20 protein-coding genes are annotated in these 24,122 nt (G+C 65.9%); 12 read left to right on the top strand and 8 right to left on the bottom strand.

Annotated elements, in window-relative coordinates:
- Nucleotides 1-176: 176 nt before the first annotated feature.
- From rsmA to GUY30_RS12790, 3 genes are read left to right on the top strand one after another with little or no spacing between them, the layout of a single operon-like run.
- Nucleotides 177-1,103, top strand: coding sequence for a 16S rRNA (adenine(1518)-N(6)/adenine(1519)-N(6))-dimethyltransferase RsmA (gene rsmA / locus GUY30_RS12800; RefSeq protein ID WP_208091410.1), 927 nt, complete (start codon nucleotides 177-179; stop codon nucleotides 1,101-1,103).
- Nucleotides 1,100-2,047, top strand: coding sequence for a 4-(cytidine 5'-diphospho)-2-C-methyl-D-erythritol kinase (locus GUY30_RS12795; RefSeq protein ID WP_167198207.1), 948 nt, complete (start codon nucleotides 1,100-1,102; stop codon nucleotides 2,045-2,047). The genes rsmA and GUY30_RS12795 overlap by 4 nt, the downstream gene beginning before the upstream one ends.
- A 2-nt stretch (nucleotides 2,048-2,049) precedes the next feature.
- Entirely contained in the window at nucleotides 2,050-2,823 is a 774-nt protein-coding gene (locus GUY30_RS12790) for a FadR/GntR family transcriptional regulator (protein WP_167198204.1), read from the top strand.
- Between the two features lie 72 nt (nucleotides 2,824-2,895).
- Here GUY30_RS12790 and GUY30_RS12785 read toward each other — a convergent pair whose 3' ends face one another.
- Nucleotides 2,896-4,299, bottom strand: coding sequence for a GntP family permease (locus GUY30_RS12785; protein ID WP_167198201.1), 1,404 nt, complete (start codon nucleotides 4,297-4,299; stop codon nucleotides 2,896-2,898).
- Between the two features lie 50 nt (nucleotides 4,300-4,349).
- On the bottom strand, nucleotides 4,350-4,862 hold the full coding sequence (locus tag GUY30_RS12780) for a gluconokinase (protein ID WP_228281317.1): 513 nt from the start codon (nucleotides 4,860-4,862) through the stop codon (nucleotides 4,350-4,352).
- A 124-nt stretch (nucleotides 4,863-4,986) separates the two neighbouring features.
- Between GUY30_RS12780 and gndA the strand changes: the two genes are divergently transcribed.
- Together gndA and GUY30_RS12770 are read left to right on the top strand one after the other, a co-directional pair.
- The gene (gene gndA, locus GUY30_RS12775) at nucleotides 4,987-6,429 is read left to right on the top strand and encodes an NADP-dependent phosphogluconate dehydrogenase (protein WP_167198198.1); all 1,443 of its coding nucleotides are present in this window, start codon (nucleotides 4,987-4,989) and stop codon (nucleotides 6,427-6,429) included.
- Between the two features lie 152 nt (nucleotides 6,430-6,581).
- Nucleotides 6,582-7,724: an aminotransferase class V-fold PLP-dependent enzyme gene (locus GUY30_RS12770; RefSeq protein ID WP_167198195.1), complete on the top strand. Its 1,143-nt coding sequence runs from the start codon at nucleotides 6,582-6,584 to the stop codon at nucleotides 7,722-7,724.
- A gap of 439 nt (nucleotides 7,725-8,163) precedes the next feature.
- Here the strand turns inward: GUY30_RS12770 and GUY30_RS12765 are convergent, their stop codons facing one another.
- The 4 genes from GUY30_RS12765 to GUY30_RS12750 form a co-directional block, all read right to left on the bottom strand.
- Nucleotides 8,164-9,213 carry a homocysteine S-methyltransferase family protein gene (locus tag GUY30_RS12765; RefSeq protein ID WP_062862095.1) on the bottom strand — a complete coding sequence of 350 codons (1,050 nt, stop codon included), beginning with the start codon at nucleotides 9,211-9,213 and terminating at the stop codon, nucleotides 8,164-8,166.
- A gap of 212 nt (nucleotides 9,214-9,425) precedes the next feature.
- Nucleotides 9,426-10,796, bottom strand: a complete 1,371-nt coding sequence (locus GUY30_RS12760) for an acyltransferase family protein (protein WP_167198192.1) — start codon at nucleotides 10,794-10,796, stop codon at nucleotides 9,426-9,428.
- A 113-nt stretch (nucleotides 10,797-10,909) separates the two neighbouring features.
- Entirely contained in the window at nucleotides 10,910-11,260 is a 351-nt protein-coding gene (locus GUY30_RS12755) for a TraR/DksA family transcriptional regulator (RefSeq protein WP_167198189.1), read from the bottom strand.
- 92 nt (nucleotides 11,261-11,352) lie between these two features.
- Nucleotides 11,353-13,206 carry an ABC-F family ATP-binding cassette domain-containing protein gene (locus tag GUY30_RS12750; RefSeq protein WP_167198186.1) on the bottom strand — a complete coding sequence of 618 codons (1,854 nt, stop codon included), beginning with the start codon at nucleotides 13,204-13,206 and terminating at the stop codon, nucleotides 11,353-11,355.
- A gap of 338 nt (nucleotides 13,207-13,544) precedes the next feature.
- Between GUY30_RS12750 and GUY30_RS12745 the strand changes: the two genes are divergently transcribed.
- From GUY30_RS12745 to deoC, 7 genes are all read left to right on the top strand, one after another.
- Complete coding sequence (locus GUY30_RS12745) at nucleotides 13,545-14,612, top strand: BMP family lipoprotein (protein ID WP_407645281.1); 1,068 nt, start codon at nucleotides 13,545-13,547, stop codon at nucleotides 14,610-14,612.
- 74 nt (nucleotides 14,613-14,686) lie between these two features.
- Nucleotides 14,687-16,246, top strand: coding sequence for an ABC transporter ATP-binding protein (locus GUY30_RS12740; RefSeq protein ID WP_167198183.1), 1,560 nt, complete (start codon nucleotides 14,687-14,689; stop codon nucleotides 16,244-16,246).
- Nucleotides 16,243-17,475: an ABC transporter permease gene (locus GUY30_RS12735; protein WP_039209838.1), complete on the top strand. Its 1,233-nt coding sequence runs from the start codon at nucleotides 16,243-16,245 to the stop codon at nucleotides 17,473-17,475. Before GUY30_RS12740 ends, GUY30_RS12735 begins: the two co-directional genes overlap by 4 nt.
- 1 nt (nucleotide 17,476) lies before the next feature.
- Nucleotides 17,477-18,760 (top strand): ABC transporter permease, encoded by a 1,284-nt coding sequence (locus GUY30_RS12730; RefSeq protein ID WP_167198180.1) that lies wholly within the window; start codon nucleotides 17,477-17,479, stop codon nucleotides 18,758-18,760.
- Between the two features lie 74 nt (nucleotides 18,761-18,834).
- Nucleotides 18,835-19,341, top strand: a complete 507-nt coding sequence (locus GUY30_RS12725) for a cytidine deaminase (protein WP_167198177.1) — start codon at nucleotides 18,835-18,837, stop codon at nucleotides 19,339-19,341.
- Nucleotides 19,325-20,656, top strand: a complete 1,332-nt coding sequence (locus tag GUY30_RS12720) for a thymidine phosphorylase (RefSeq protein WP_167198174.1) — start codon at nucleotides 19,325-19,327, stop codon at nucleotides 20,654-20,656. The genes GUY30_RS12725 and GUY30_RS12720 overlap by 17 nt, the downstream gene beginning before the upstream one ends.
- A gap of 52 nt (nucleotides 20,657-20,708) precedes the next feature.
- Nucleotides 20,709-21,356, top strand: coding sequence for a deoxyribose-phosphate aldolase (gene deoC / locus GUY30_RS12715; RefSeq protein WP_167198171.1), 648 nt, complete (start codon nucleotides 20,709-20,711; stop codon nucleotides 21,354-21,356).
- A gap of 62 nt (nucleotides 21,357-21,418) precedes the next feature.
- Here the strand turns inward: deoC and GUY30_RS12710 are convergent, their stop codons facing one another.
- Together GUY30_RS12710 and GUY30_RS12705 are read right to left on the bottom strand one after the other, a co-directional pair.
- On the bottom strand, nucleotides 21,419-23,242 hold the full coding sequence (locus GUY30_RS12710) for a phospho-sugar mutase (RefSeq protein ID WP_167198167.1): 1,824 nt from the start codon (nucleotides 23,240-23,242) through the stop codon (nucleotides 21,419-21,421).
- 65 nt (nucleotides 23,243-23,307) lie between these two features.
- The gene (locus GUY30_RS12705) at nucleotides 23,308-24,117 is read right to left on the bottom strand and encodes a purine-nucleoside phosphorylase (RefSeq protein ID WP_167198164.1); all 810 of its coding nucleotides are present in this window, start codon (nucleotides 24,115-24,117) and stop codon (nucleotides 23,308-23,310) included.
- Between the last annotated feature and the right edge of the window lie 5 nt (nucleotides 24,118-24,122).

Raw genomic sequence — 24,122 nt, 5'->3', positions numbered from 1 at the left:
CCCTATCGTCTGCGCAGTGGAGCGATCCCCTCGCCGAGGCGGCCCACCGCAGCCGTGCCCACGCCGTCCGCGCTTCGCCGGGGTTCGCGCCCTCTGCCCTCACCGCAGCGGCCCGGCCGAACCGCCGCGCGGCTGCGGTGATTGTGCGAGCCGAGCGGTGCGGTAAGTTGTTGGCTGTGACGTTATTGACCGCCCGCGATATCCGCGAATTAGCCGCTGACATCGGTCTGCGCCCGACGAAGCAGAAGGGCCAGAACTTCGTCATCGACCCCAATACCGTGCGCTCGATCGTCACCGCTGCAGGCCTCGAGGAGAACTCGAACGTCGTCGAGATCGGCCCGGGCCTCGGTTCGCTCACTCTCGGTCTGCTCGAGGCCGGTCATACCGTCACCGCGGTCGAGATCGACGAGGTGCTCGCCCAGAAGCTGCCGAGCACGGTCGCGACGTTCGCCGGCAGCGACGCGCCGTTCCAGCTGGTCAATGCCGATGCGCTGCGGGTCACGACGCTTCCGGCCCTGGAGCACACCACCGAAGCCGCGGTTGTCGCACCCGAAGCCGGCGGGAACCAGCCCGATGCTCTTGTGGCGAACCTGCCCTACAACGTGGCCGTGCCCGTGCTGCTGCATTTCCTCGAGACCTTCCCGAGCCTGAAGACCGTCCTCGTCATGGTCCAGCTCGAAGTCGCCGAACGCCTCGCCGCCGCTCCCGGCTCCCGCACCTACGGAGTCCCCAGCGTCAAAGCCCAGTGGTACGGGGACGTGAAACTGGCAGGCAAGATCGGCAAGAATGTGTTCTGGCCGGCCCCGAACATCGACTCCGGACTCGTCCGCATCGACGTCACTCGCACCGACCGCGACCCGACTGTCCGCAGCCGCCTCTTCACCCTCATCGACGCCGCCTTCGCCCAGCGTCGAAAGACACTGCGCGCCGCCCTATCCGGCTGGGCCGGCAGCCCGCAGCAGTCCGAAGACCTCCTGACGGCGGCCGGAATCGACCCGAAGACCCGCGGTGAGGCACTCACCGTCGCCGACTTCGAACGCCTCGCCGCCGTCGACGGTGATGCCGCAGCACCGGCCGCGCCGAGCGAGGACCCCTCACCATGACCACCCCGCTGCACCCGCGCACGACGATCCCGGCCCCGGTGAGAGTACAGGCGCCGGGCAAGATCAACATCCACCTCGGTGTGGGTGCGGCGAACGACGGATATCACGAGCTCGCGACGGTGTTCCAGGCGCTCAACCTCGGCGAGACCCTGACCCTCATTCCAGGTGGAACGCGGTCGATCATCGTCCAGGGCCGCTACGCGGATGCCGCGGTCCCGCGCGACCAATCGAACTTCGCCAGGCGCGCCGTCGACCTCCTCATCACCGCGCTCGAAGGCGACCGTGACGTCGATGTGCTGCGCGACCTCGACATCGTCATCGACAAGCAGGTGCCCGTGGCCGGCGGAATGGGCGGGGGATCGGCCGACGCGGCAGCCGCACTCGTCGGAGCCGCCCACCTCGTCGGCGGCGTCGACGAGGCGACCGTCCGCGAATGCGCGGTCGCCGTCGGAGCCGACGTCGCGTTCCTCCTGCGCGGGGGCACGGCCATCGGCCAGGGCCGCGGGGAACAGCTGAGCCCCGTGCTCACCCGCGGAACCTTCCACTGGGTGATGGCCACCTCGGCGTCGCCCCTGCCCACTCCGGACGTCTACGCCCGCTTCGACGAACTCAACCCCGACCCGGCCCCCGCGGCAGTGCCCGATCAGGTGCTCAAGGCGCTTGCCGCCGGCGAACCGGACGCGCTCGCGGAATCCGCGGCGAACGACCTCACCGAGGCGGCCGTGTCGTTCATGCCCGAAATCGCCGAGGTGATGGAGGCCGGCCGTGACGCCGGCGCCGTCCTGCCCCTGCTCAGCGGGTCGGGGCCGACGCTTGGCTTCCTTGCCCGCGACGCCCACCACGCCCTCGACCTGGCCGTGCTCCTGCAGGCCACACGAGGCGTCAACGAAGCGCTGCGCACCACCGGCCCCGCGCCCGGAGCACATATCGTGGACGGCGGGTGATCATGGGGGAGGAGAATCACACCCCCGCCGAGGCGGCCGCCAGTCCGAAATCGGGCCCGGAGAACCGCGGGAGCCTCCACGAAACGCTGCGTGATCAGGTCGGACAGGACATCGTCGCCGGACGGCTCGCCGCCGGGACGATCATCAAGGCCGAGGATCTGCGGGCCCGCTATGACGTGTCGCTGTCGGTGGTGCGCGAGGTCGTCCGAGTCCTCGAATCCCTCGGCATGCTGCAGCCGATCCGTCGCGTCGGTCTCGTCGTGCTCGCCATGAGCGAATGGATGCTGCTCGACCCGCTCGTCATCCGTTGGAGGATGACTGAAGCTCCGGCGAGGCAGCTGCGGTCGCTCACCGAGCTGCGAGTGGCCATCGAGCCCGAGGCTGCGGGGCTCGCCGCCCAACATGCTCCGGCGGAAGCCGCCGAGGAGATCATGGGCCTGGCCGCCCGCATGCGGGCATCGGGCAGGCAGGGCGATGTCGAAGCGTTCCTCGAAGCCGATGTGGCGTTCCACCGAGCAGTGCTCGGTGCCGGAGGCAACGAGCTCTTCGCCGCCTTCGACACCGTCATCGGTGAGATCCTCTCCGGCCGCACGGGGGCGGGACTGATGCCGAAGTTCCCGCACCCGGATGCCCTGCAATGGCATTTCGACGTCGCCGATGCCATCGGCGGACAGGACGCCGAGCGCGCCCGAGAGGCGATGGCGAAGATCGTCGCCAAGGCCGATGCGGAGATGGGCACCGTCTGGGCCGACGAACCCCGGCATCAGGGGAGCTGAGGACCGAAGCACTCGAGTGGCAGGAAACCCTGTCGCCTTGCTGCCCGGCACTCGGGCGGCCGAAAAACTGCCTCAGAACAGGCTGACGACTCCGTAGAGGGCGAGGCTGAGCAGGAACCCGACGGTGCCCAGCAGCGTCTCGGCGACTGTCCAGGTCTTCAGCGTCGTCTTCGTGTCCATGCCGAAGAAGCGGGAGACGAGCCAGAAGCCGGAGTCGTTGACGTGGCTGGCGAAGACCGAACCGGCGGCCAGCGACAGCACGATCGCCACGACCTGCAGGCTCGAGAAATCCGGGTTGCCGACGACGATGGGCTGGACGAGCGCCGCCGCTGTCGTCAGCGCCACGGTGGCCGAACCCTGTGCAATGCGCACGATCGCGGCGATGACGAAGCCGGCGACGATGACGGGCAGGCCGAGGGCGGACAGTGAATCGGCGAGGGAATCGCCGATGCCGCTGGCGCGCAGCACTCCGCCGAACATTCCGCCGGCTCCGGTGATGAGGATGATCGAGCACACCGGGCCGAGGGCTGAGTCGACGACGGTCTCGATGAGCGACTGGTCCTTCTTCTGCTTCCACCCGAGCAGCCACATGGCGATGACGACGGTGATGAGCAGGGCGATTGGGGTCTCGCCGAGCAGCCGCAGGGAGCTGATGAACACCGATTCGATATCGACCCACCCGGCCTCACCAGCGAAGTTCAGTCCGGTGTTGAAGAAGATGAGCACGAGCGGCAGGACGAGGAGGAAGATGACGTGGCCGAGTTTCGGACGTGAGGCGAAATCGGCATACGAGTCGTCCTTTCCGGCCGAGAGCACCGTGGGGACGGCGACGTCGATGCGCTTTCCGATGATGAGTCCGAACAGGTATCCGGTGAGATACCAGGCTGGGATGGCGATGATGATTCCGCAGATGAGGACGAGTCCGACGTTCGCGCCGAGCAGTCCGGAGGCCGCGACCGGGCCGGGGTGCGGGGGTACGAAGATGTGCATAGCGGAGAACGCCATTGCCGCAGGCATCGCGTAGAGCAGCAGAGATCCGCCGAGGCGGCGTGCGATCGTGAAGATGATCGGCAGCATGACGACGAGCCCGGCATCGAAGAAGATCGGGAAGCCGAAGAGCAGAGAGGTCACACCGAGGGCGAAGGGTGCTCGTTTCTCACCGAAAAGACGGATGAGAGCGTCGGTGAGCACCTCGGCGCCGCCGGAGAGTTCGAGCATCCGTCCGAGCATCGCACCGAGTCCCACGAGCAGGGCCACGCTGGCCAGGGTGGATCCGAAGCCGTCGTAGAGGACGTCGATGAGGTCAGCGGGCATGATTCCCGCGGCCAGGGCCGTGATCACGGAGACGATGACGAGAGCGATGAAGGCATGGACTCGTGCCTTGATGATGAGCAGGAGCAGCACGGCGATGGCAGCGGCTGCGATTCCCAGGAGGGCTGGAGTCGACAGAGTCCAGGCCAATTCGAGTTCGGTCATTGTTCCTCTTCCTTGAGGTCAGGTGGATGGGCGGACGGTGGACGGGGCGATCATGCGCTCATCCGGTTCACGGACTCGAGGATCGCATTCAGGACATCGGGAATCGACTGGTCGACGTCGACGGTGGCATGTGCCTCCTCGGCAGCGAGCGGTTCGAGTGTGGCCAGCTGCGAGTCGAGCAGATCCGGGGACATGAACTCGTGGTCGCGGCGGGCCAGATGGTCGGCGATGACTTCGCGGGGGCCGTCGAGGTGGATGAAGACGAGCGAAGGTGCGGACCTGCGCAGCAGGTCACGGTAGGAGCGTTTGAGGGCGGAGCAGGCGATGACCGGGGCTGGGGTGCGGGCTGCTTCGATAGCGACGCTGTCGAGCCAGGGTGCCCGATCCTCATCCGTGAGCGGCACACCGGAGCCCATCTTCGCTTTGTTCTCACCGGAGTGCAGATCGTCGGCGTCGACGAACCGACGGTCGAGGGTGTCCGCCACCTGCGCGCCGAGGACGGTTTTGCCGGTTCCCGAGACACCCATGATGACGAGCGGTGGAAGGAAAGGGCTGTGACCCATTACCGAACCTCTCGATAAAATATGAAGAAATATCTATAATCAGTTATTAAAACAGATTTATAGCACCGTAGTGCTGGTGGGAAGCGACTGTCAACACTGCTGATCACAGGGAAGAGGAATGCTCATGAAGGCCGATGTCGCGGTGATCGGAACCGGCGTGATGGGGTCGAACCTGGCCCGCAACCTCGCCCGTCAGCCGGGCCACCGAGTCGCCGTCTACGACCGCGACGTCGAGCGCGCCCAGAGGCTGGCCGCTGACTTCCCCGAGGCCGACTTCCTCGTCGCCGCCGACCCGGCCGACCTGGCCGGGAAGCTCACCGAACCACGGGTGGCGATCCTCATGGTCAACGCCGGAGGAGCCACGGATGCGGCAATCGGCGATCTCGCCGAGGCGTTCGTTCCCGGTGACATCATCGTCGACGGCGGCAACTCCCACTTCCGGGACACGATCGCCCGCGGGGCCCGACTCGAGGGAACCGGCATTGAGTTCGCCGGGGTCGGCATCTCCGGGGGAGAGGTCGGCGCTCTGCTCGGGCCCTCCCTCATGGTCGGTGGAACGGAGACCGCGTGGCAGCGCCTGTGTCCCCTGCTCGAACCCATTGCCGCGAAGGTCGGAGACGAAGCCTGCGTCGATCACATCGGCACCGACGGGGCCGGGCACTTCGTCAAGATGGTCCACAACGGCATCGAATACGCCGATATGCAGCTCATCAGTGAGGCCTTCACGCTCCTGCGCGACGACCTGGGGATGGCGCCCGCCGAAATTGCTGAGGTCTTCGCCGACTGGAACACCGGAGAGCTCGAGTCCTACCTCATCGAGATCACCGCCGACGTCCTCGCCCATGTCGATGAGGCAACGGGCCGGCCCTTCGTCGACGTCGTCGCCGATGCCGCGAAGGCCAAGGGCACGGGTGCATGGACGGCGCAGGTCGGTCTGGACCTTGGGGTCCCGGTGCCCACCATCGCCGAGGCGGTCTTCTCCCGTTCGCTGTCATCGGCCGTCGATCTGCGCGCCGAGGGACTCGACCTGGCCGGTCCCCGGCCAGGCGCCGAGCCGTCTTCACTGTCTGCGGACGATCGTGCGGCCCGCGTCGACGAGATCGGTCGCGCGCTGTTGCTCGGCAAGGTCATGGCCTACGTCCAGGGCTTCCACGAGATCGCAGTCGGCGCCCGCGAGAACGACTGGGACATCGATCTCGGGGCGCTCGCCGGAATCTGGCGGGCCGGGTGCATCATCCGGGCCCGCCTGCTCGATCGCATAGTCGCGGCCTTCGACTCCCCGACCCCGCCCGAGAACCTGCTCGGCGCCGATTTCGTGCGAGAGATCGCCGGGAGCTGCCAGGGATCCCTGCGCTCGACGGCCGTCCGGGCCATCGGCCACGGCATCGCCGTGCCCGGGCTGGCCTCGACTCTGTCCTACTTCGACGGTCTGCGCACCGAGGCGGGCAGTGCCGCTCTCATCCAGGCGCAGCGTGACCGCTTCGGTTCGCACACCTATGCGCGCACCGACCGTCCCGGGACCTTCCACACTCTGTGGTCCGGCGATCGCAGCGAAGTCGAGGTCTGAACGACGGGGCCGCCTCGGTGAGGGTCGACCGGTACGACGGGGCCGCCTCGGTGCAGGGCGACACCGACGTTCTGCCGCCTCGGCGACGGTCGCCGCGGTCTCACTGATCGACTCTGGTGGCCCGGATGGCGGACTGCCGATATGTTAGAGCCATGACTTTGCCACACGAAGATGTTGACCCAGACGGACTGCTCGAATACTCGGTGGTCTTCACCGACCGATCGCTCAACCACATGTCGCAGCGGTTCGTGTCCGTGATGCAGGAGATCAACCGGATCCTGCGCTCGGCCTACGATGCCGATTCCGCTGCCATCGTCCCCGGCGGCGGCAGCTACGCCATGGAGTCCGTGGCACGTCAGCTGGCCACCGGCAAGAAGGCGCTGATCGTGCGCAACGGTCTGTTCTCCTTCCGCTGGTCGCAGATCCTCGACGCCGGGGCCATCGCCTCGGAGACGACCGTGCTCAAGGCCTCCCCGGACAGCACCGAGCACCAGTCGCCGTGGTCGCCGGCCCCCATCGCCGAGGTGGTCGCCGCCATCGAGCGCGAGAAGCCCGCCGTCGTGTTCGCTCCCCACGTCGAGACCGCCTCGGGGATGCTCCTGCCCGATGACTACGTCCGCCAGGTCGCCGAAGCCGTGCACGCGGTCGGCGGAATCTTCGTTCTCGACTGCATCGCCTCGGGTGCGGTGTGGGCGTCGATGACCGATCTCGGTGTCGATGTGCTCATCTCCGCGCCGCAGAAGGGCTGGAGCGGATCGCCGTGCGCCGGCTACGTCATGCTCAGCAAGGCCGGCCGCGCCGCCGTGGAGGCATCGACCTCGACGAGCTTCGCGATGGACCTGAAGAAGTGGCTGTTCATCGCCGACGAATACGAAGAGGGCCGTGCGCCTTACCACGCGACGATGCCCACCGACGCTCTGGCGCACAATGCCAAACTCATGGCCGAGAGCGAGGAGCGCGGCTTGGACAAGCTCGCCGCCGCACAGGCCGAACTCGGTGAGCGGGTGCGCACCGTCTTCGCCGAACGCGGACTGCCTTCGGTGGCTTCGGACGAGTTTGCCTCGCCGAGCGTAGTCGTCGTCCACACCGACAACCCGAAGCTCGCCACCGGCGCCAGCTTCAAGGAAGTCGGCGTGCAGATCGCAGCCGGAGTGCCGCTGCAGTGCGATGAGCCCGAGGACTTCTCGAGCTTCCGCATCGGCCTGTTCGGTCTCGACAAGCTCGGCGACATCGACGGCACGATCTCGCGCCTCGAGGCTGCTCTCGACTCGATCGGCGTGACCGCCGAAGCCTGAGCGCCCAAGCGCGGTCGGTGAGCATCCCTCACCGTTAGCGTCTTCGCCCCCGCGTAGTCGCGCAACATACCGTCGGCGCCATAACCTCCCGTTGCAACGAGGGGTTATGGCGCCGACTGTATGTTTCGGCACTACCGGTGCGGGATGCTCAGCTCTGACGCGGAGTGGACCTGTATCACGAGCTGCTGCCGAATCTCACCCGTCCCTGGACACGAAAGTCGGCTGCGGTCACATTTCGAAACCAGACACTGCAGGTGCTGATCGGCCTCGCGCGGCGCTTGTGCCTGAATTGTTGGGTCGATCCACGGTGGTTTTCGAGGTCAGAACACCGCGGATCGACCCAACAATGCACACTGTCCGCGACCAGCTCGTGCCTCGCGGTCCCTAGACCTTTCCCGAGGCGTGCGTGAACAGCCGCGCACCGTCTTCTCGGCTCGACTCAGGCGGTGTCTCCGAGGGCGACGACGTTGTCGGCGAGCCGTTCGTTGCTGCCGTACATGAAGTGGTTGGCCATGTTCTCGGAGAACCGGCTGGCATCGGTCGTCAGCCCGACCGCCTCGGCGACTTCGCGGATGTGCATCGGGGTCGCGCCGCAGCACACGCCGATGTAGTTGACGCCCAGGTCGAAGGCCTCCTTGGCGAACGCACCGATCTCGTAGCGGTTGGTCTGCAGGGGATCGAGAGCGGTGGGGAACGTGCGTCCGTGCGGCGAGGCCACCTCGGCGCGGGGGTCGGAGAGGTTGAAGAACGTCGGCTCGGTCTCCGTGGTGCGGTAGGGGATCGGCAGCGCGCCGACGTGACAGGACACGGCCGCGCGGATCTCCTTCAGCCACGGCAGCATCGTCGCTGGTCCGCGGAAGCAGTTGAGGCCGACGACATCGACGCCGAGCTGTTCGAGACGCTGCGCAGTCTCGACGATCCCGACCCCGTCGGCCATCTCCTGGAAGCCCATGGGCGCAAGCGTGAGGACGACGGGCAGGCCGCTGGCCTTGGCGACCTCGGCCGCGGCGATGGCCTCACCGGCGAAGTAGAAGGTCTCGCCGATGATGAGGTCGGCACCTTCCTCAACCGCCCAGGCCACCATCTCGGCGAACATGGCCCGCACCTCGGCCTGCTTGGACTCATCGGCGGGATCCCAGATGTTCGAGTTCGAGATGTTGCCGGCCATGAAGTTCCCGGGTTTGGCGTCGGCAACGGACCGGGCGATCTGCAAGGCGGCGCGGTTGAGCGGCTCGAGCAGGTCCTCCTTGCCGATCACGCGCATCTTCTCACGGTGTCCGTTGTAGGTGAAGGCCTCGACGATGTCGGAACCGGCCCGCTGGAAGTCGACGTGGAGGGAACGCAGGGCGTCGGGGAATTCGAGGGCCACCTCGGGGACGAACTCGCCGGCGGACAGATATCCGCGCTTCTCGAGCTCGAACAGGAAACCTTCCGCGCAGATCACGGGGCCGGCGTCGAGGCGTTGGGTCAGGGCGTTGGTCGCGGTCATGGATGCTCTCCGATTCGATGATGTGGTCGAGCCCGGGCGAGCGGCCCGAACTCCGGTATCACACCATCAAACGGGGGAGCGAGGAGCGTCACATCGACATAAAACGACGCCGATCGCCATGAAATGACACGACCCTCGCCGAGGCGGCCCGACGAAGAGCAAGCAACGCAGGGTTCCGGTAGGTGACAGGGTCCGCCGAGGCGGCCCGACCGTCAGTGGTCGTCGCCGCTGAGGTACACCGGCAGTCGGCGGTAGCGCACTGCCCGCTGGGCGGCACCGGCGGGAACTTCCTGAGTCGGTTCATAGGTGGCGTTGTTCTGCGGAACCTCGTGCGAACCGGGCAGTGGGAACGGGTCGCCCGTGGCCGGCGCAGGGGAGGCGAAGGACTGCTGCTGACCGGGCTGCTGTTCGTAGCCGGGGGAGTGTTGGTAGCCGACACCGGGCAGCGGCTGCAGGCCCAGTCCCTGCCGGTCCGGTCCGTCGCCTTCGCTGTAGGCGTTGCCGGGATGATGAGTGTCGCCGGGATAGGCGGCATGGGCGTCGACGTCCCCACGACGACCACGCCGGCCGCGACGGTCGGAATCCTCCGGTCGCAGGAACGGGAACGGCTTGAGCAGGAGGCCCGTGACGGTCGAGGACCACCAGCGCAGGGCACGTTCGAAGGGCGACCAAGCCAGAAGGCCGGTCCACGCCACGGCCAGGGCCACACAGATGAGGAGGACGACGGCATCGTGGAGGACGTTGCGGCTGTCGTCGAGCACCGGCTGCAGACCGCGGACGACGAAACCGTGGAGGATGTAGACAGCGAGGCTGTTCTTGCCGATCTTCGCGAGCGTGTCCTTCGTGTTGCTCAGCCACGACAGCAGGGCCAGTGTCAGCAGCACCGCTCCGATGTCCACGATGAGGCGCAGTCCCACACCTTCGGGGACGCTGACGTCGAAGTGGGCGAAGTTGAGGCTGCCGAAGAGCCAGTTGTGATCGACTTCGTCGAGGTAGAAGTATCCGACGGTGCCGAGTGCGGCGGCGCTGAGGCAGAGCTTCTGCCAGATCGCAAGACTGCCGGCCCAGCCGATGATCTGCTTGCCGTAGAGCTTGCCGATGACGAAGAAGGGCCAGAACGCCAGCGTCCGAGCAGCGGAGAGTTCGGTGTCGAGGATCGGCAGTATTCCGCCGAAGAGCCCGGCGACCAGAGAAGCGACGAGCATCGTGCGCGGGAAGCGCTCGATGAAGGGGACCGTGATCATCCACCACGCCATCGACAGCAGGAACCACGTGTACCAGAACGGTCTGAGGAAGTCGTAGTCGGGATTGAGCCCGAAGAGCCACATCCACCCCCACATGAGCGGCAGCACCGTGGCCAGGAGGACGAAGTAGGTCAGAACCCGCTCGGCCAGTTTGTTCGACTTCGCCGTGATGCCGGCGAGGAAGACGAACGCCGGCATGTGGAACATGTAGATGAAGTACATCGGTGCGCCCAGGATCGGCGACTCCCATGGGGAGGTCCTGGCGAGGAGGTGGCCCAGAACCACCAGGAAGATGAGTATTCCCTTGGCGCGGTCGATGCGATAGTCCCGTGATGACACGCCGATACACTACCGCACCCGGCCGTATAAGGGGAAAGATCTTACCCTCGCCGAGGCGGCCGAACGGTCCCGTACGACCGTGTACTCGCGTGTCCGAACGGAGTTGTGGATGCCTAACCGCGGGCGGCGCAGTCCACGCATTTCGCCGCGTAGGGACGGGCCTCCAGTCGCGCCTCGGCGATGGGCTTGCCGCAGTCGATGCAGGTTCCGAACGTTCCCACGGCGAGGCGGTCGACCGCCTCGGCGATCTCTGTGAGTCGGTTCTCGGACTGTTCGAGCAGGGTCGCGGCCTGCGACCGTTCGAAGGCGAGCGTCGCGCCTTCCGGATCATGTTCGTCGTCACTGTTGTCACCCTCGCGAGCGGCCGAGACCTCGTCGATGCCCTGGGTCAGGCGGGCGATGAGCGCCTGCGCATCCGCCCGCTCCCCCTCGAGCAGGTCTCTCATCTTCGCTTCGTCGATCATCGTCGTCTCCTCGATTCCTTCCGGCTGTGTCGCCGGTGGCCTCTAGTGAAGGCCCCGAACGTTCAGGTCGCGAGCGCTCGTGCCTCGAAAGCTCAGGCCTCGAGTGCCTCGGACGCCTCGAGCCAGCGCATCTCGAGTTCGTCGAGTTCGTCCTGGTACTCACGGATCGCGGCCGTGAGCGTGGCGAGTCCTTCGAAGTCGGTCTGGTCGTGAGCGGCCATCTCCTCGTGCTTCTTCGCGATCTGAGAATTGAGCTTGTCCATCCGACGTTCGATCGAGGACACTTCCTTCTTCGCCGCGCGGGCTTCCGCGCCGGTGAGCTTCGCGGCCGTTTCCGATCCCTCGCTCGCCGAGGCGGCCCCACCGGAATCGTTCCCGCCGGCTCCCGCCGTGGCCCCGTTCGAACCGGCGGTCTTATTCGAACCGGCAGAGCCTCGGCGTTCCTGTTCGGCGCGCAGCCGCAGGTACTCTTCGACGCCGCCGGGAACATGGCGCAGTCGGTTGTCGAGGATCGCGTACTGCTGATCGGTGACGCGCTCCAGGAGGTATCGGTCGTGGGAGACGACGATGAGAGTGCCCGGCCAGGAGTCGAGGAGGTCCTCCATCGCGGTGAGCATGTCCGAGTCGACGTCGTTCGTCGGCTCGTCGAGGATGATGACGTTGGGTTCGGCCATGAGCAGCATCAGAAGCTGGAGCCGGCGCTTCTGTCCACCGGAGAGTTCCTTGACCCGGGCAGACAGATGTTCCTTTGCGAAGCCGAGTCGTTCGAGTAGCTGAGCCGGAGTGAAGTCCTTGCCCTCGATGTTGAATGAGGTCTTCGACTCGGCCAGAACCTCTCGTACTCGCGCATCGGCGATGCGGGCCAGATCCTTGAACTGCTGATCGAGCACTCCGATCTGCACTGTCTTGCCGCGCTTGACCCGACCGGCATCGGGTTCGATCTCCCCTGAGACCAGGCCGAGCAGGGTCGACTTCCCGGCACCGTTGGGGCCGAGGATCCCGGTGCGCTCACCGGGACCGATGCGCCACGTGACATCCTCGAGGATCGTGGTCTGGCCGAAATGCTTGGACACGTCGAGCAGGTCGACGACGTCCTTGCCCAGACGGGCCGTGGCCATCTTCTTCAATTCGATCGGATTGCGCACCTCGGGCACATCGGCGATGAGCTGATTGGCCGCTTCGATGCGGAACTTCGGCTTCGACGTTCGGGCGGGTGCACCGCGTCGCAGCCACGCGAGTTCCTTGCGCATGAGATTCTGTCGCTTCGCCTCGGTGGCGGCGGCGATCCGGTCGCGTTCGACCCGCTGGAGGACATAGGCGGCATAGCCGCCTTCGAAGGGTTCGACGATGCGGTCGTGGACCTCCCAGGTTTTCGTGCAGACTTCGTCGAGGAACCACCGGTCGTGGGTGACCAGCAGCAGGGCGCCGGAGTTCTTCGGCCAGCGGGCGCGAATATGCTTCGCCAACCATGCGATGCCGTCGACGTCGAGGTGGTTTGTCGGCTCATCGAGGATGAGCATGTCCCAATCGCCGATGAGCAGAGCCGCCAGGGCGACTCGGCGGCGCTGACCGCCGGAGAGTGAGGAGATCTGCGCATCCCAATCGAGATCGGCGATGAGGCCGGAGATGATGTCTCGGGCCTGCGGGTCTGCTGCCCATTCGTGATCGGCGGCGTCACCGACGACGGAGAAGCCGACCGTGGCCTCGTCATCGAGGTCATCGCGTTGGCCGAGCATCCCTAAGCGCAGACCACCGCGATAGGTCACCCGTCCGGAATCGGGTTCGATGGTGCCGGCGAGCATGCCGAGCAGGCTCGATTTGCCGTCGCCGTTGCGGCCGACGATGCCGATCATGTCGCCGGACTCGACGCCGAGGGTGACGGAGTCGAAGACGACGCGCGTGGGGTATTCGAGGTGGAGGGCTTCTGCCCCGAGGAGATGTGCCATAGGACTCTCTAGCCTAGTTCACGACGGGCGGACTCCTGTGCCTGCCGGGCGCCTGCCGACATGTCGGTCGACTCACTACACGCGTCGGCTGACTGTCTCAAAGTCGAGGGCTTTCGCGTTCGCATTTTGGACCGAGAATGGTCGCGGATGACGGAGTATTTCTTTTTCATATCGGTGTGCGTGATTGAAGTGTTATCGGAGCCGCTGAAACGAGTTCAGTGCATTAGACTGACCGAAACTCATCAAAATATGACAGTTCGTCCAGTGGTTTCACATTTTCGGTAAGGGCAGACAGGGCCCTCATCCGTGTGCGCTGTCTGTATCAGAAAAGAGAAAACGTGAAGAAGCTCGCTTCCGCGGTGTCGATGATCGCCGCCTCCGCCCTCGTCCTCTCCGCTTGCGGTTCCGGCGAAGGCGGCGAATCCGGCTCGGACTACCTCGCCTGCATGGTCTCCGACTCCGGCGGTTGGGACGACCAGTCCTTTAACCAGTCGAGCCGCGAGGGCCTGGACAACGCGAAGAAGAACCTCGGCATCGAGGAGAGCCTCGCCGAGTCCCAGGGCGACGCCGACTTCGGGCCGAACGTCGACAACATGGTCCAGCAGGGCTGCAACCTCACCTTCGGCGTCGGGTTCCTCCTCGAGGACACGATCCAGGAAGCCGCCGAGGCGAACCCGGACCTCAACTTCGCCCTCATCGACTCGGGCTTCTCCGACGCAGACGGCAAGCCGGTGACGATCGAGAATGCGAAGCCCGTCGTCTTCAACACCGCAGAGGCCGCCTACCTCGCCGGCTATGTTGCGGCCGCGACCTCGAAGTCCGGCAAGGTCGGCACCTTCGGCGGCGTCCAGATTCCGTCGGTGACGATCTTCATGGACGGCTTCTCCGATGGTGTGAAGAAGTTCAACGAAGACAAGAAGAAGGACGTCAAGCTGCTCGGCTGGAACAAGGAGAAGCAGGACGGATCGTTCTCTGGTGACTTCGAGAACCAGGGACAGGGTCAGGAACTGACCAAGCAGATGATCTCCCAGGGCGCCGACGTCATCATGCCGGTCGCCGGACCCGTCGGCCTCGGCGCCGCCGCTGCTGCGAAGGAAGCCGGCGACGTCAAGCTCGTGTGGGTCGACTCCGACGGCTACGAGTCGACCGAATACGGCGACATCATGCTCACGTCGGTGGTCAAGCAGATCGCCAACGCGGTCGAGGACACCGTCAAGGAAGGCACGGAGGACAAGTTCACCAACGAACCCTACGTCGGCACCCTCGAGAACGAAGGCGTGGGCATCGCTCCCTACCACGACCTCGACAAGGAAGTTCCCGAAGACGTGAAGAAGGAAGTCGAAGAGCTCAAGAAGCAGATCATCGACGGCAGCCTCGTCGTCGAGTCGGAGAGCACACCGAAGTAAGCTCGTCGGTTAAACTGCAGGGCCCGACATTGTCGGCCCTGCAGTTTTCAAGTTTGTGAGGAGAACCGGAAGCAGTGAAACTCGAGCTTCGCGGGATGACCAAGGTGTTCGGATCGTTCGTGGCGAACGACCACATCGATCTCACCATCGAGCCGGGCGAGATCCACGCTCTGCTGGGTGAGAACGGCGCCGGCAAATCCACCATGATGAATGTCCTCTACGGACTCTACGACGCCGATGGGGGAGAGATCCTCATCGACGACAAGCCGGTGAAGTTCTCCGGCCCCGGCGATGCCGTGGCCGCGGGAATCGGCATGGTCCACCAGCATTTCATGCTCGTGCCCGTATTCACCGTCGCCGAGTCCGTGGCGCTGGGCTACGAACCGACGAAGAGCCTCGGGCTCCTCGACATCAACGAGGCGCGGAAGAAGGTCAAGGAGATCTCCTCGCGCTTCAACTTCAATATCGATCCCGACGCCCTCATCGAGGATCTGCCGGTCGGCGCACAGCAGCGTGTGGAGATCATCAAGGCTCTGTCCCGGGATGCCAAGATCCTCATCCTCGACGAGCCGACGGCCGTGCTGACTCCGCAGGAGACCGACGAACTCATCTCGATCATGCGCCAGCTCAAGGAGCAGGGCACATCGATCGTGTTCATCACCCACAAACTCCGTGAGGTCCGCGCGATCGCCGACGCGATCACGGTCATCCGCCGCGGCAAGATCGTCGGCGAGGCCTCGCCCGAGTCGACCGAGGCCGAACTGGCCAGCCAGATGGTCGGCCGCGCCGTGTCGCTGACGACCGAGAAGGAAGCCGCCGATCCGGGCGATGCGACTTTCCAGGTCCGGGGACTCACCGTCGTCGACAAGGCCGAGAACGTCGTCGTCGATGATGTGTCCTTCGACGTCCGGCGTGGTGAGATTCTCGCCGTCGCCGGTGTCCAGGGCAACGGACAGACGGAACTGGCCGAGACGATCATCGGACTCACCGAACCGCGTCTGGGCACGATCACTCTCGACGGGAAGAAGCTCGTCGGCAGCTCGGTCAAGGACCGCCTCGGTGCCGGCATCGGCTTCGTTCCCGAAGACCGTTCGACCGACGGCATCATCGCGGAATTCGCGATCCACGAGAACATGATCCTCGACGTCTACGACCGTGAGCCCTATGCCAAGGGCCTGAATATGCGGTCGAAGGTCATCAACGAAGAGGCGAAGAAGAAGGTCGAGGAATTCGACATCCGACTCGGCAGCGTCTCCGATCCGATCTCGACGCTCTCCGGCGGAAACCAGCAGAAGGTGGTGCTCTCCCGTGAGCTCGGGCGCGATCTGCGACTGTTCATCGCCAGCCAGCCCACCCGCGGCCTCGACGTCGGATCGATCGAATTCGTGCACAAGCGCGTCATCGCCGAACGCGATGCCGGCACGCCCTGCATCATCGTCTCGACCGAACTCGACGAGGTCTACGGACTCGCCGATCGCATCGCCGTGATGTACGCCGGACGCGTCGTCGGCATCGTCGGACCCGAGACCTCCCGTGAGGCACTGGGCCTGATGATGGCCGGCGTGCCCGCCGACGAAGCCCTCGAAGCAACGGACGACGACTCAGCCACCACCTCGGCGGAGGAGACCAAATGACGACTGATATCTCACCGGCGGCTCCCTCGGCGGCACCGCCGCCGGAGTCCGAGGCCGAGGACGGCAAGGAACAGACGCTGCTGCAGCAGATCATGTCGGGTTCGTGGCTGGTCTCGCTGTTGGCGATCGTGCTCGCACTCCTCCTCGGCGGTGTCCTCATCGCCGTGTCGAATGCCGAGGTCGTTGCGGCCGCCGAGAACTTCTTCGCCGCCCCCGGCGAGTTCTTCTCCGCTCTCTTCCAGACCGTCGGAAACGCCTATTCGGCGCTGTTCCGCGGCGCGGTCTTCGACTGGGAGGCCCGCACGACCGAACGTGCCATCCGCCCCCTGACCGAGTCGATGGTCTCGGGCACACCGCTCATCCTCACCGGTCTCGGCATCGCTCTGGCCTTCCGCTGCGGTCTGTTCAACATCGGCGGACAGGGCCAGGTCATCCTCGGTGCGACCATCGCCGGTTTCCTCGGCTATGCGCTGCCGCTGCCTCCCGTCGTCCACATGCTCGTGGCCGCGATCGGCGGAATCATCGGCGGTGCGATCTGGGCCGGAATCGCCGGTGTCCTCAAGGCGCGCACCGGCGCCAACGAGGTGATCGTGACGATCATGCTCAACTCGATCGCCGGGTATGCGCTGGGCTACCTGCTCAAGGAGAACTGGTTCACGCACACGACGTCGGCGAACCCGCAGTCACGCGTCGTCGATGACTCCGCGCAGATGTTCCTGCTCCTGCCCCCGCCGTTCCGCCTGCATTTCGGCTTCATCATCGCCATCCTCGCCACGATCTTCGTGTGGTGGCTGCTCGAGCGCTCGACCGTCGGCTTCGAGTTCAAGGCCGTCGGCGCGAACCCGCACGCGGCCCGGACCGCAGGCATCTCCGTGTCGAAGGTGACGATCCTCGTCATGATCGTCGCCGGTGCCCTGGCCGGACTCGGCGGCGCCGCCCAAGTGCTCGGCACCGAATTCAAACTCACCGGCGGCATCAGCGGATCGATCGGCTTCGACGCGATCACCGTCGCCCTGCTGGGACGGTCGAAGCCGCTGGGCACATTCCTCGCCGGTCTGCTCTTCGGCGCGTTCAAAGCCGGCGGCTACCTCATGCAGTCCCAAACGGGAACGCCGATCGACATCGTCCTTGTCGTCCAGTCCGTCATCGTGCTGCTCATCGCGGCCCCGCCCCTGGTGAGGTCGATCTTCCGGTTGCCCACACCGGTGCTCAAGCGGAAGGAGGACTGAGATGACTGCTCAGACCGTGGATAGAACACCTTCGACCCAGGTCAAGGCGCTTGCGCCGATCGCATGGAAATTCCCGATCGTCTATACGATCCTCGCCCTCGTCTCACTCATCTTCTTCGGCCTCATCGGCCGTGACGGTGACACGACCTTCCGAGTGGCCACCGGCGGAGACTTCTTCGCCATCCCCGACTTCGCCGTGTCCTCGACCGCGGCAGGTCTGACGCTGGGCATCATCCTCGTCATCATGGCCGCCGTGTCGATCTATGTGTCGGTCAAGCGCATCGACCTCGGCTCCTGGTTCCCGATGCTCTTCGGCGTGATCTTCGTCCTGTCCTTCCTCGCGTGGGCCGGCGGCGGATCCGGTGGAGTCATCCCGCTGACCACGCTGCTCGCCGGTGCCCTGGCGCTGTCCGTGCCGCTGATCTTCGGCGCCATGTGCGGCCTTGTCGGAGAGCGTTCGGGCATCATCAACATCGCCATCGAAGGCCAGCTGCTGGCCGGTGCGTTCCTCGCAGCGGTCGTCGCCTCCGTTGTGAAGAACCCGTACGCGGGTCTGCTCGCCGCTCCCATCGCCGGTGCCCTGGTCGCCGTGGTGCTCACCTTCTTCGCGGTGAAGTACTGGGTCAACCAGATCATCATCGGCGTCGTCCTCAACGTCCTCGTCGTCGGCGTCACGAGCTTCCTCTACTCGACGGTCCTCACCCAGGATCCGGAACTGTGGAACTCCCGCCAGAAGCTGCCGAATCTGCCGATCCCGCTGCTCGCGGACATTCCGGTGCTCGGACGAGTGCTGTTCGACCAGAACATCCTCGTCTACATCATGTACGTCGTCGTCATCGCCCTGCAGATCTTCGTCTTCCGCTCGAAGTGGGGACTGCGGATGCGTGCGGTCGGCGAGCACCCGAAGGCCGCGGACACCGTCGGCATCAAGGTCAACTTCACCCGCGTGCGCAACACTCTGCTCGCCGGCGCCATCGCTGGCCTGGGAGGAGCCTTCTTCACCGTCGGCTCCGGACTGGCGTTCGGCAAGGAGATGTCAGCAGGACAGGGCTACATCGCCCTGGCCGCGATGATCCTGGGCAAATGGAACCCGAAGGGTGCGCTGTTCGCGGCGCTGCTGTTCGGCTTCTCCAAGAGCCTCGGCAACACTCTGCAGTCCATCGGCACCCCGGTGGCCAACGAGCTGCTGCTCATGCTGCCCTACATCGTCACCGTCTTCGCCGTCGCCGGCTTCGTCGGTCGGGTCCGCCCGCCGGCCGCGGAAGGTGTGCCCTACGTGAAGTGAGTCCCGCCTCGGCGACGAATCAGCACGACCCCTCGAATACCCCACAGCCGCAACCTGAAGGAAGAAGTATCCCCATGACTGTCCCCGAACCCCGCGCTTCCGCACCCGAGTCAACCGACCCGGTCTGGAGCGAGGAACCCACCCCCGTCTGCCCCGAGGATCTCAGCGAAGGCACCTGGGAGCTGCTGCGTGCCGAAGCGAAGCGGGCGATGACGAAGGCCTATGTGCCGTACTCGAACTACCCGGTAGGGGCGGCCGGCCTCGTCGACGACGGCCGCATCGTCGGCGGATGCAATATCGAGAACGCCTCATTCGGTGTGACCCTGTGTGCGGAATGCTCGCTCCTCTCCGAGCTGTTCATGACCGGCGGGGGCCGCCTCGTCGCCTTCGACTGTGTGGACGGGGAGGGCAACACCCTCGTTCCCTGCGGGCGGTGCCGGCAGCTGCTGTTCGAGCACGGCGGCAGTGACCTCGTCCTCAACATGCCCAGCGGACGCGCCCCGATGTCCGTGGTCCTGCCCGAGGCTTTCGGACCCGACCACCTGGCCGGGACGCCCAGCGGCCATGAGGCCAAGCACTGATCGACGACAACGAAGGATTGAGACCGTGAGCGTAGAAGCATTCGACACCGTCGACGTCATCGCCGCCAAGCGTGATGGCCGTGCCCTGAGCAAGGAGCAGATCGACTGGGTGATCGACGCCTACACCCGCGGCGCCGTCGCCGAAGAGCAGATGGCTGCCCTGGCCATGGCGATCTTCATCAACGACATGGAGCCGGAGGAGATCGCGCACTGGACGCAGGCGATGATCGATTCCGGTGAGCGCATGGACTTCTCGTCCCTGTCCCGGCCGACCTCGGACAAGCATTCGACCGGGGGAGTCGGTGACAAGATCACGCTGCCCCTGGCCCCGCTCGTCGCGGTCTTCGACGTGGCCGTCCCACAGCTCTCTGGCCGCGGCCTCGGCCACACCGGCGGCACGTTGGACAAACTCGAATCGATTCCCGGCTGGCAGGCGGGCCTGAGCAATCAGGCGATCGTCGATCAGCTCGAGGACGTCGGGGCCGTCATCTGTGCGGCGGGAACCGGTCTGGCTCCGGCGGACAAGAAGCTCTACGCTCTGCGCGACATCACCTCGACGGTCGACTGCATTCCGCTCATCGCCTCGTCGATCATGTCGAAGAAGATCGCCGAGGGCACCTCCGGGCTCGTCCTCGACGTCAAGGTCGGATCCGGTGCGTTCATGAAGGACCTGGCAAAGGCCCGCACGCTAGCCCAGACGATGGTCGAGCTCGGCAAGGCCGCCGGGGTGAAGACCTCGGCGCTGCTGACCGATATGTCCACGCCCTTGGGCCTGACCGTCGGCAATGCCCTCGAGGTTCGTGAGTCCGTCGAGGTCCTGGCCGGCGGCGGACCCGCCGACGTCGTCGAGCTCACCGTCGCCCTGGCCGAGGAGATGCTGCGCCTGGCCGGCAAGACCGATGTCGACGTCCGCGCGGCACTGACCGACGGTCGGGCCATGGACAAGTGGAAGCAGATGATCCGTGCCCAGCACGGTGACCCCGATTCCGCTCTGCCCGTGGCCGAGCACACCGAAGTCGTTACCGCGACCGAATCCGGGGTGCTCACCGGGCTCGATGCGCTCTCGGTGGGAGTCGCCTCGTGGAGGTTGGGCGCCGGACGGGCACGGAAGGAAGATCCGGTCCAGGACGTCGCCGGCATCGAACTGCACGCCAAACCCGGGGACACAGTCACGGCCGGTCAGCCGCTCATGACCCTGCACACGGCGACCCCGGAGCGTTTCGAACGGGCGATCGAGGCATTGGACTCCGCAGTCGAGATCGGCGGGGATGCCGCCTCGGTGCCCGAGTCGATCGTCTTCGAGACGATCACCTGAGTTCGCATCTCGCTATCCTGAAGAAGCCGCACCAACCATCTTGGAGGAACCCATGACCAGCCGCACCGATGTTGCGAACATCATCGACCACACCCTGCTCAAGCCCGAAGCGACCCCCGCCGACGTCGATGCCCTCGTGGCGGAGGCGAAGGAGCTGGGCGTGCTCGCGATCTGCGTGTCACCGTCGATGCTGCCGGTCACCGACCCGGGTGAACTCGTCGTGGCCACCGTCGTCGGATTCCCCTCCGGTCAGGTGAAGCCGGAGATCAAGGCAGCCGAGGCGAAGCAGGCCGTCGCCGACGGTGCCGCCGAGGTCGACATGGTCATCAACATCGGTCAGGCCGTTGCCGGGGACTTCGACGGGCTCGAGGCCGATATCCGCGGTGTCGTCGAGGCCAGCGGGGATGCCGTCGTCAAGGTGATCATCGAATCGGCGGCGCTGACCGATGAGCAGATCGTCGAGGCCTGCCGTCGCTCCGAGGCCGCCGGTGCCGGGTTCGTCAAGACCTCGACCGGTTTCCATCCGGCCGGCGGTGCCAGCGCGCATGCCGTGTCGCTCATGCGCGAGACCGTGGGCGATCGCCTCGGCGTCAAGGCCTCCGGCGGAATCCGCACCGCCGAGGCCGCCGAAGAGATGATCGCCGTCGGCGCCAGCCGCTTGGGCCTCTCCGGCAGCCGTTCGATCCTAGAATCCCTCTAATTACTACCTGACGGCGGCCCAGCAACCTCGCGCGAGGTTGCTGGGCCGCCGTCACGTAGTAATTAGAGGGCGAAGAAGGTTTTCAGCTCGGTGCTGATCGAGTTCAAGCGCTCCGTCAGGGCCGGTTTGAGGGATGCACTCGCCGAGGTGGCCGACAGTCGCACTCCTGCGCTGGCGGCCGCACGGGCATCGGCATCGGCCGCAGCCTGGAGTTCCGAGGGATCGGCGACGACTTCGAGATAGCACTTGAGCTTCGGCTCGGTGCCCGAAGGACGCACGATGACCCGCGAGTTCGACTCGGAGAGCAGCAGAATCCCGTCGGTCGGCGGCAGACCTTCGTACCCGGCGGAGAGGTCGCGGACCTCGGCGACGGGGGAACCGGCCAGCGTCGCCGGAGGATTCTCGCGCAGCTTCGCCATCGCCGTGGCGATGAGAGAGACATCGTCGAGGCGGAAACTCAGAGGAGCGGTGGCGAAGTAGCCGTCGCGGTTGCGGATCCGATCGAGCTCGGCCTCGATGCTTGACCCCTCCGACTTCAGCCGGGACGCCAGAGAGGCGAACGTCACGGCCGCTGAAATCCCGTCCTTGTCGCGCACCGCAGCCGGGTCGACGCAGTACCCGAGTGCTTCTTCGTAGCCGAAGACGAGTCCGGCCACGCGGGAGATCCACTTGAATCCGGTGAGCGTGTTCACCCCGGTGAAGCCGTGGCTGGCAGCCGCTGCCGCCAAACTGCGGGAGGACACGATCGAATTCGCGAAGACCGGAGCCTCCGCTCCCATAGCATGATGCGTTCCCGCAGCGAGTCGGGTCCCGGCATCCTCACCGAGGAGGAGTCCCACCTCGTCGCCGGTCAGCTGCCGGTACCCGACGGCCGACGCCGCATCCGGAATGGCAGCGGAGAACCGGTCCGCATCCGGATCGTTGGCGATGATGAGTTCGGCACCGATCTCCCGAGCCAGCGCATAGGACTCATCGAGGGCCCCGGCTTCCTCGGGGTTCGGGAACGATACCGTCGGGAAGTCCGGATCCGGGGCCTGCTGAGAGGCCACCGGGTGGAGGTTCGTGAACCCGGTGCGGGTCAGGGCAGCTTCGGCGACTCCGGCTCCGACCCCGTGCAGGGAGGTGAGCACAATCGACAGATCTGCCTCCGCCCGCACACCCAGATCGTCGATGCGAGACAGGTAGTTCTCGACGATCGACTCATCGAGGTGCTCCCACCCGGACTCGGCACGCGGCACAGACGTCACAGAATCGACGGCCGCGATCTTCTCTGCAATCTGTGCATCGGCCGGGCTGACGATCTGGGCGCCAGCACCTGCGAGAGCATCAGCCTCAGACCCGAGCGTCTGCAGGGGACGTTTGCCCAGGTAGACCTTGTACCCGTTGTCGGCCGGAGGGTTGTGGCTGGCCGTGACCATGACACCGGCGTCGGCTTCGAGATGCGACAGCGCGAAGGCCAGGATCGGGGTCGGCAGCCGCTCGGGCAATTGGATCGCGACTCCGCCGGCAGCTGTGACGACGGCGGCGGTGTCCGCGGCGAATTCCGCGGACTTGTATCGAGCGTCGCAGCCGATGACGACTCGGAATCCCTCACCGACGGTGTCGGCGAGGAATGCGGCCAAACCGGCGGCTGCCCGGATGACGACGGCCCGGTTCATTCGATTCGGACCGGCTGCGATCTCACCGCGCAGTCCGGCGGTGCCGAAGACGAGGGGGCCGGAGAACCGGTCCTCGAGATCGGCGATTGCGGCAGCATCCCCGCTCTCGGCCTCGGCGAGAATGTGCTCCAGGGTCGTCGCCGTCTGCTGGTCGGGGTCATCGGCGATCCAGGCGCGGACCACCTCGGCGTCGAATCCATTCGTGAACCTGTCGGCTACGCGGGTCATGTTCCGTCCTTTGCGGGTCTGCGGTGAAGAGGGATGAGTCAGGGGAGTGCTGGTAGCACTGCGTCTCAGAGCTTCGCGACGATGTCGGCGAGCAGTCGGGAGATGCGCGGGGCGGCCGCGGCTCCGGCCTCGATGACCTCGGCATGGGAGAGCGGGGTCTCCTGGATGCCGGCGGCGAGGTTCGTTACCAGCGAGATGCCCATGAGCTCGAGCCCGGCCTGACGTGCGGCGATGGCCTCCAACGACGTCGACATACCCACCAGGTCAGCTCCGAGGATCCCTGCCATGCGCACCTCGGCGGGGGTTTCGTAATGAGGTCCGCGGAACTGTGCGTACACGCCTTCGTCGAGGGTCGGATCGATCTCCTTGGCGATGGCGCGCATGCGCGGGGAGTACAGATCGGTGAGATCGACGAAGTTCGCGCCCTCGATCGGAGAGGTGCCGGTGAGATTGATGTGATCGGAGATGAGCACCGGAGTGCCGGGCCCCCAATTGCGGTTGAGCCCGCCGCACCCGTTCGTCAGCACCAGTGAGGAACAGCCGGCCGCAGCGGCGGTGCGCACACCGTGGGCGACCGACCGGACGCCCTTGCCCTCGTAGTAGTGGGTGCGCGATCCGAGGACGAGCGCATGTTTGCCGCTGGCTTCGATGCGCACCGTGCGCAACGTCGCACCGTGGCCCTCGACGGCGGGGGCGTGGAATCCGGGGACCTCCCCAGCGGAGATCTCGGCAACGGTCTCGCCGAGGAGGTCTGCCGCCCCACCCCAACCGGAACCGAGGACGAGTGCGATGTCATGCGATTCGATGCCCGCGTTCGCGTTGATGGTCGTGGCCGCGGCGTGCGCGGCGGCGGTAGGATCGCTTAAGTCAGTCATGACGC

This window comes from Brevibacterium pigmentatum, from assembly GCF_011617465.1.
Taxonomy (GTDB): domain Bacteria; phylum Actinomycetota; class Actinomycetes; order Actinomycetales; family Brevibacteriaceae; genus Brevibacterium; species Brevibacterium pigmentatum.
Note: the sequence above shows the minus strand (reverse complement) of the source record. Positions and strands in the feature narration are given on the sequence as shown.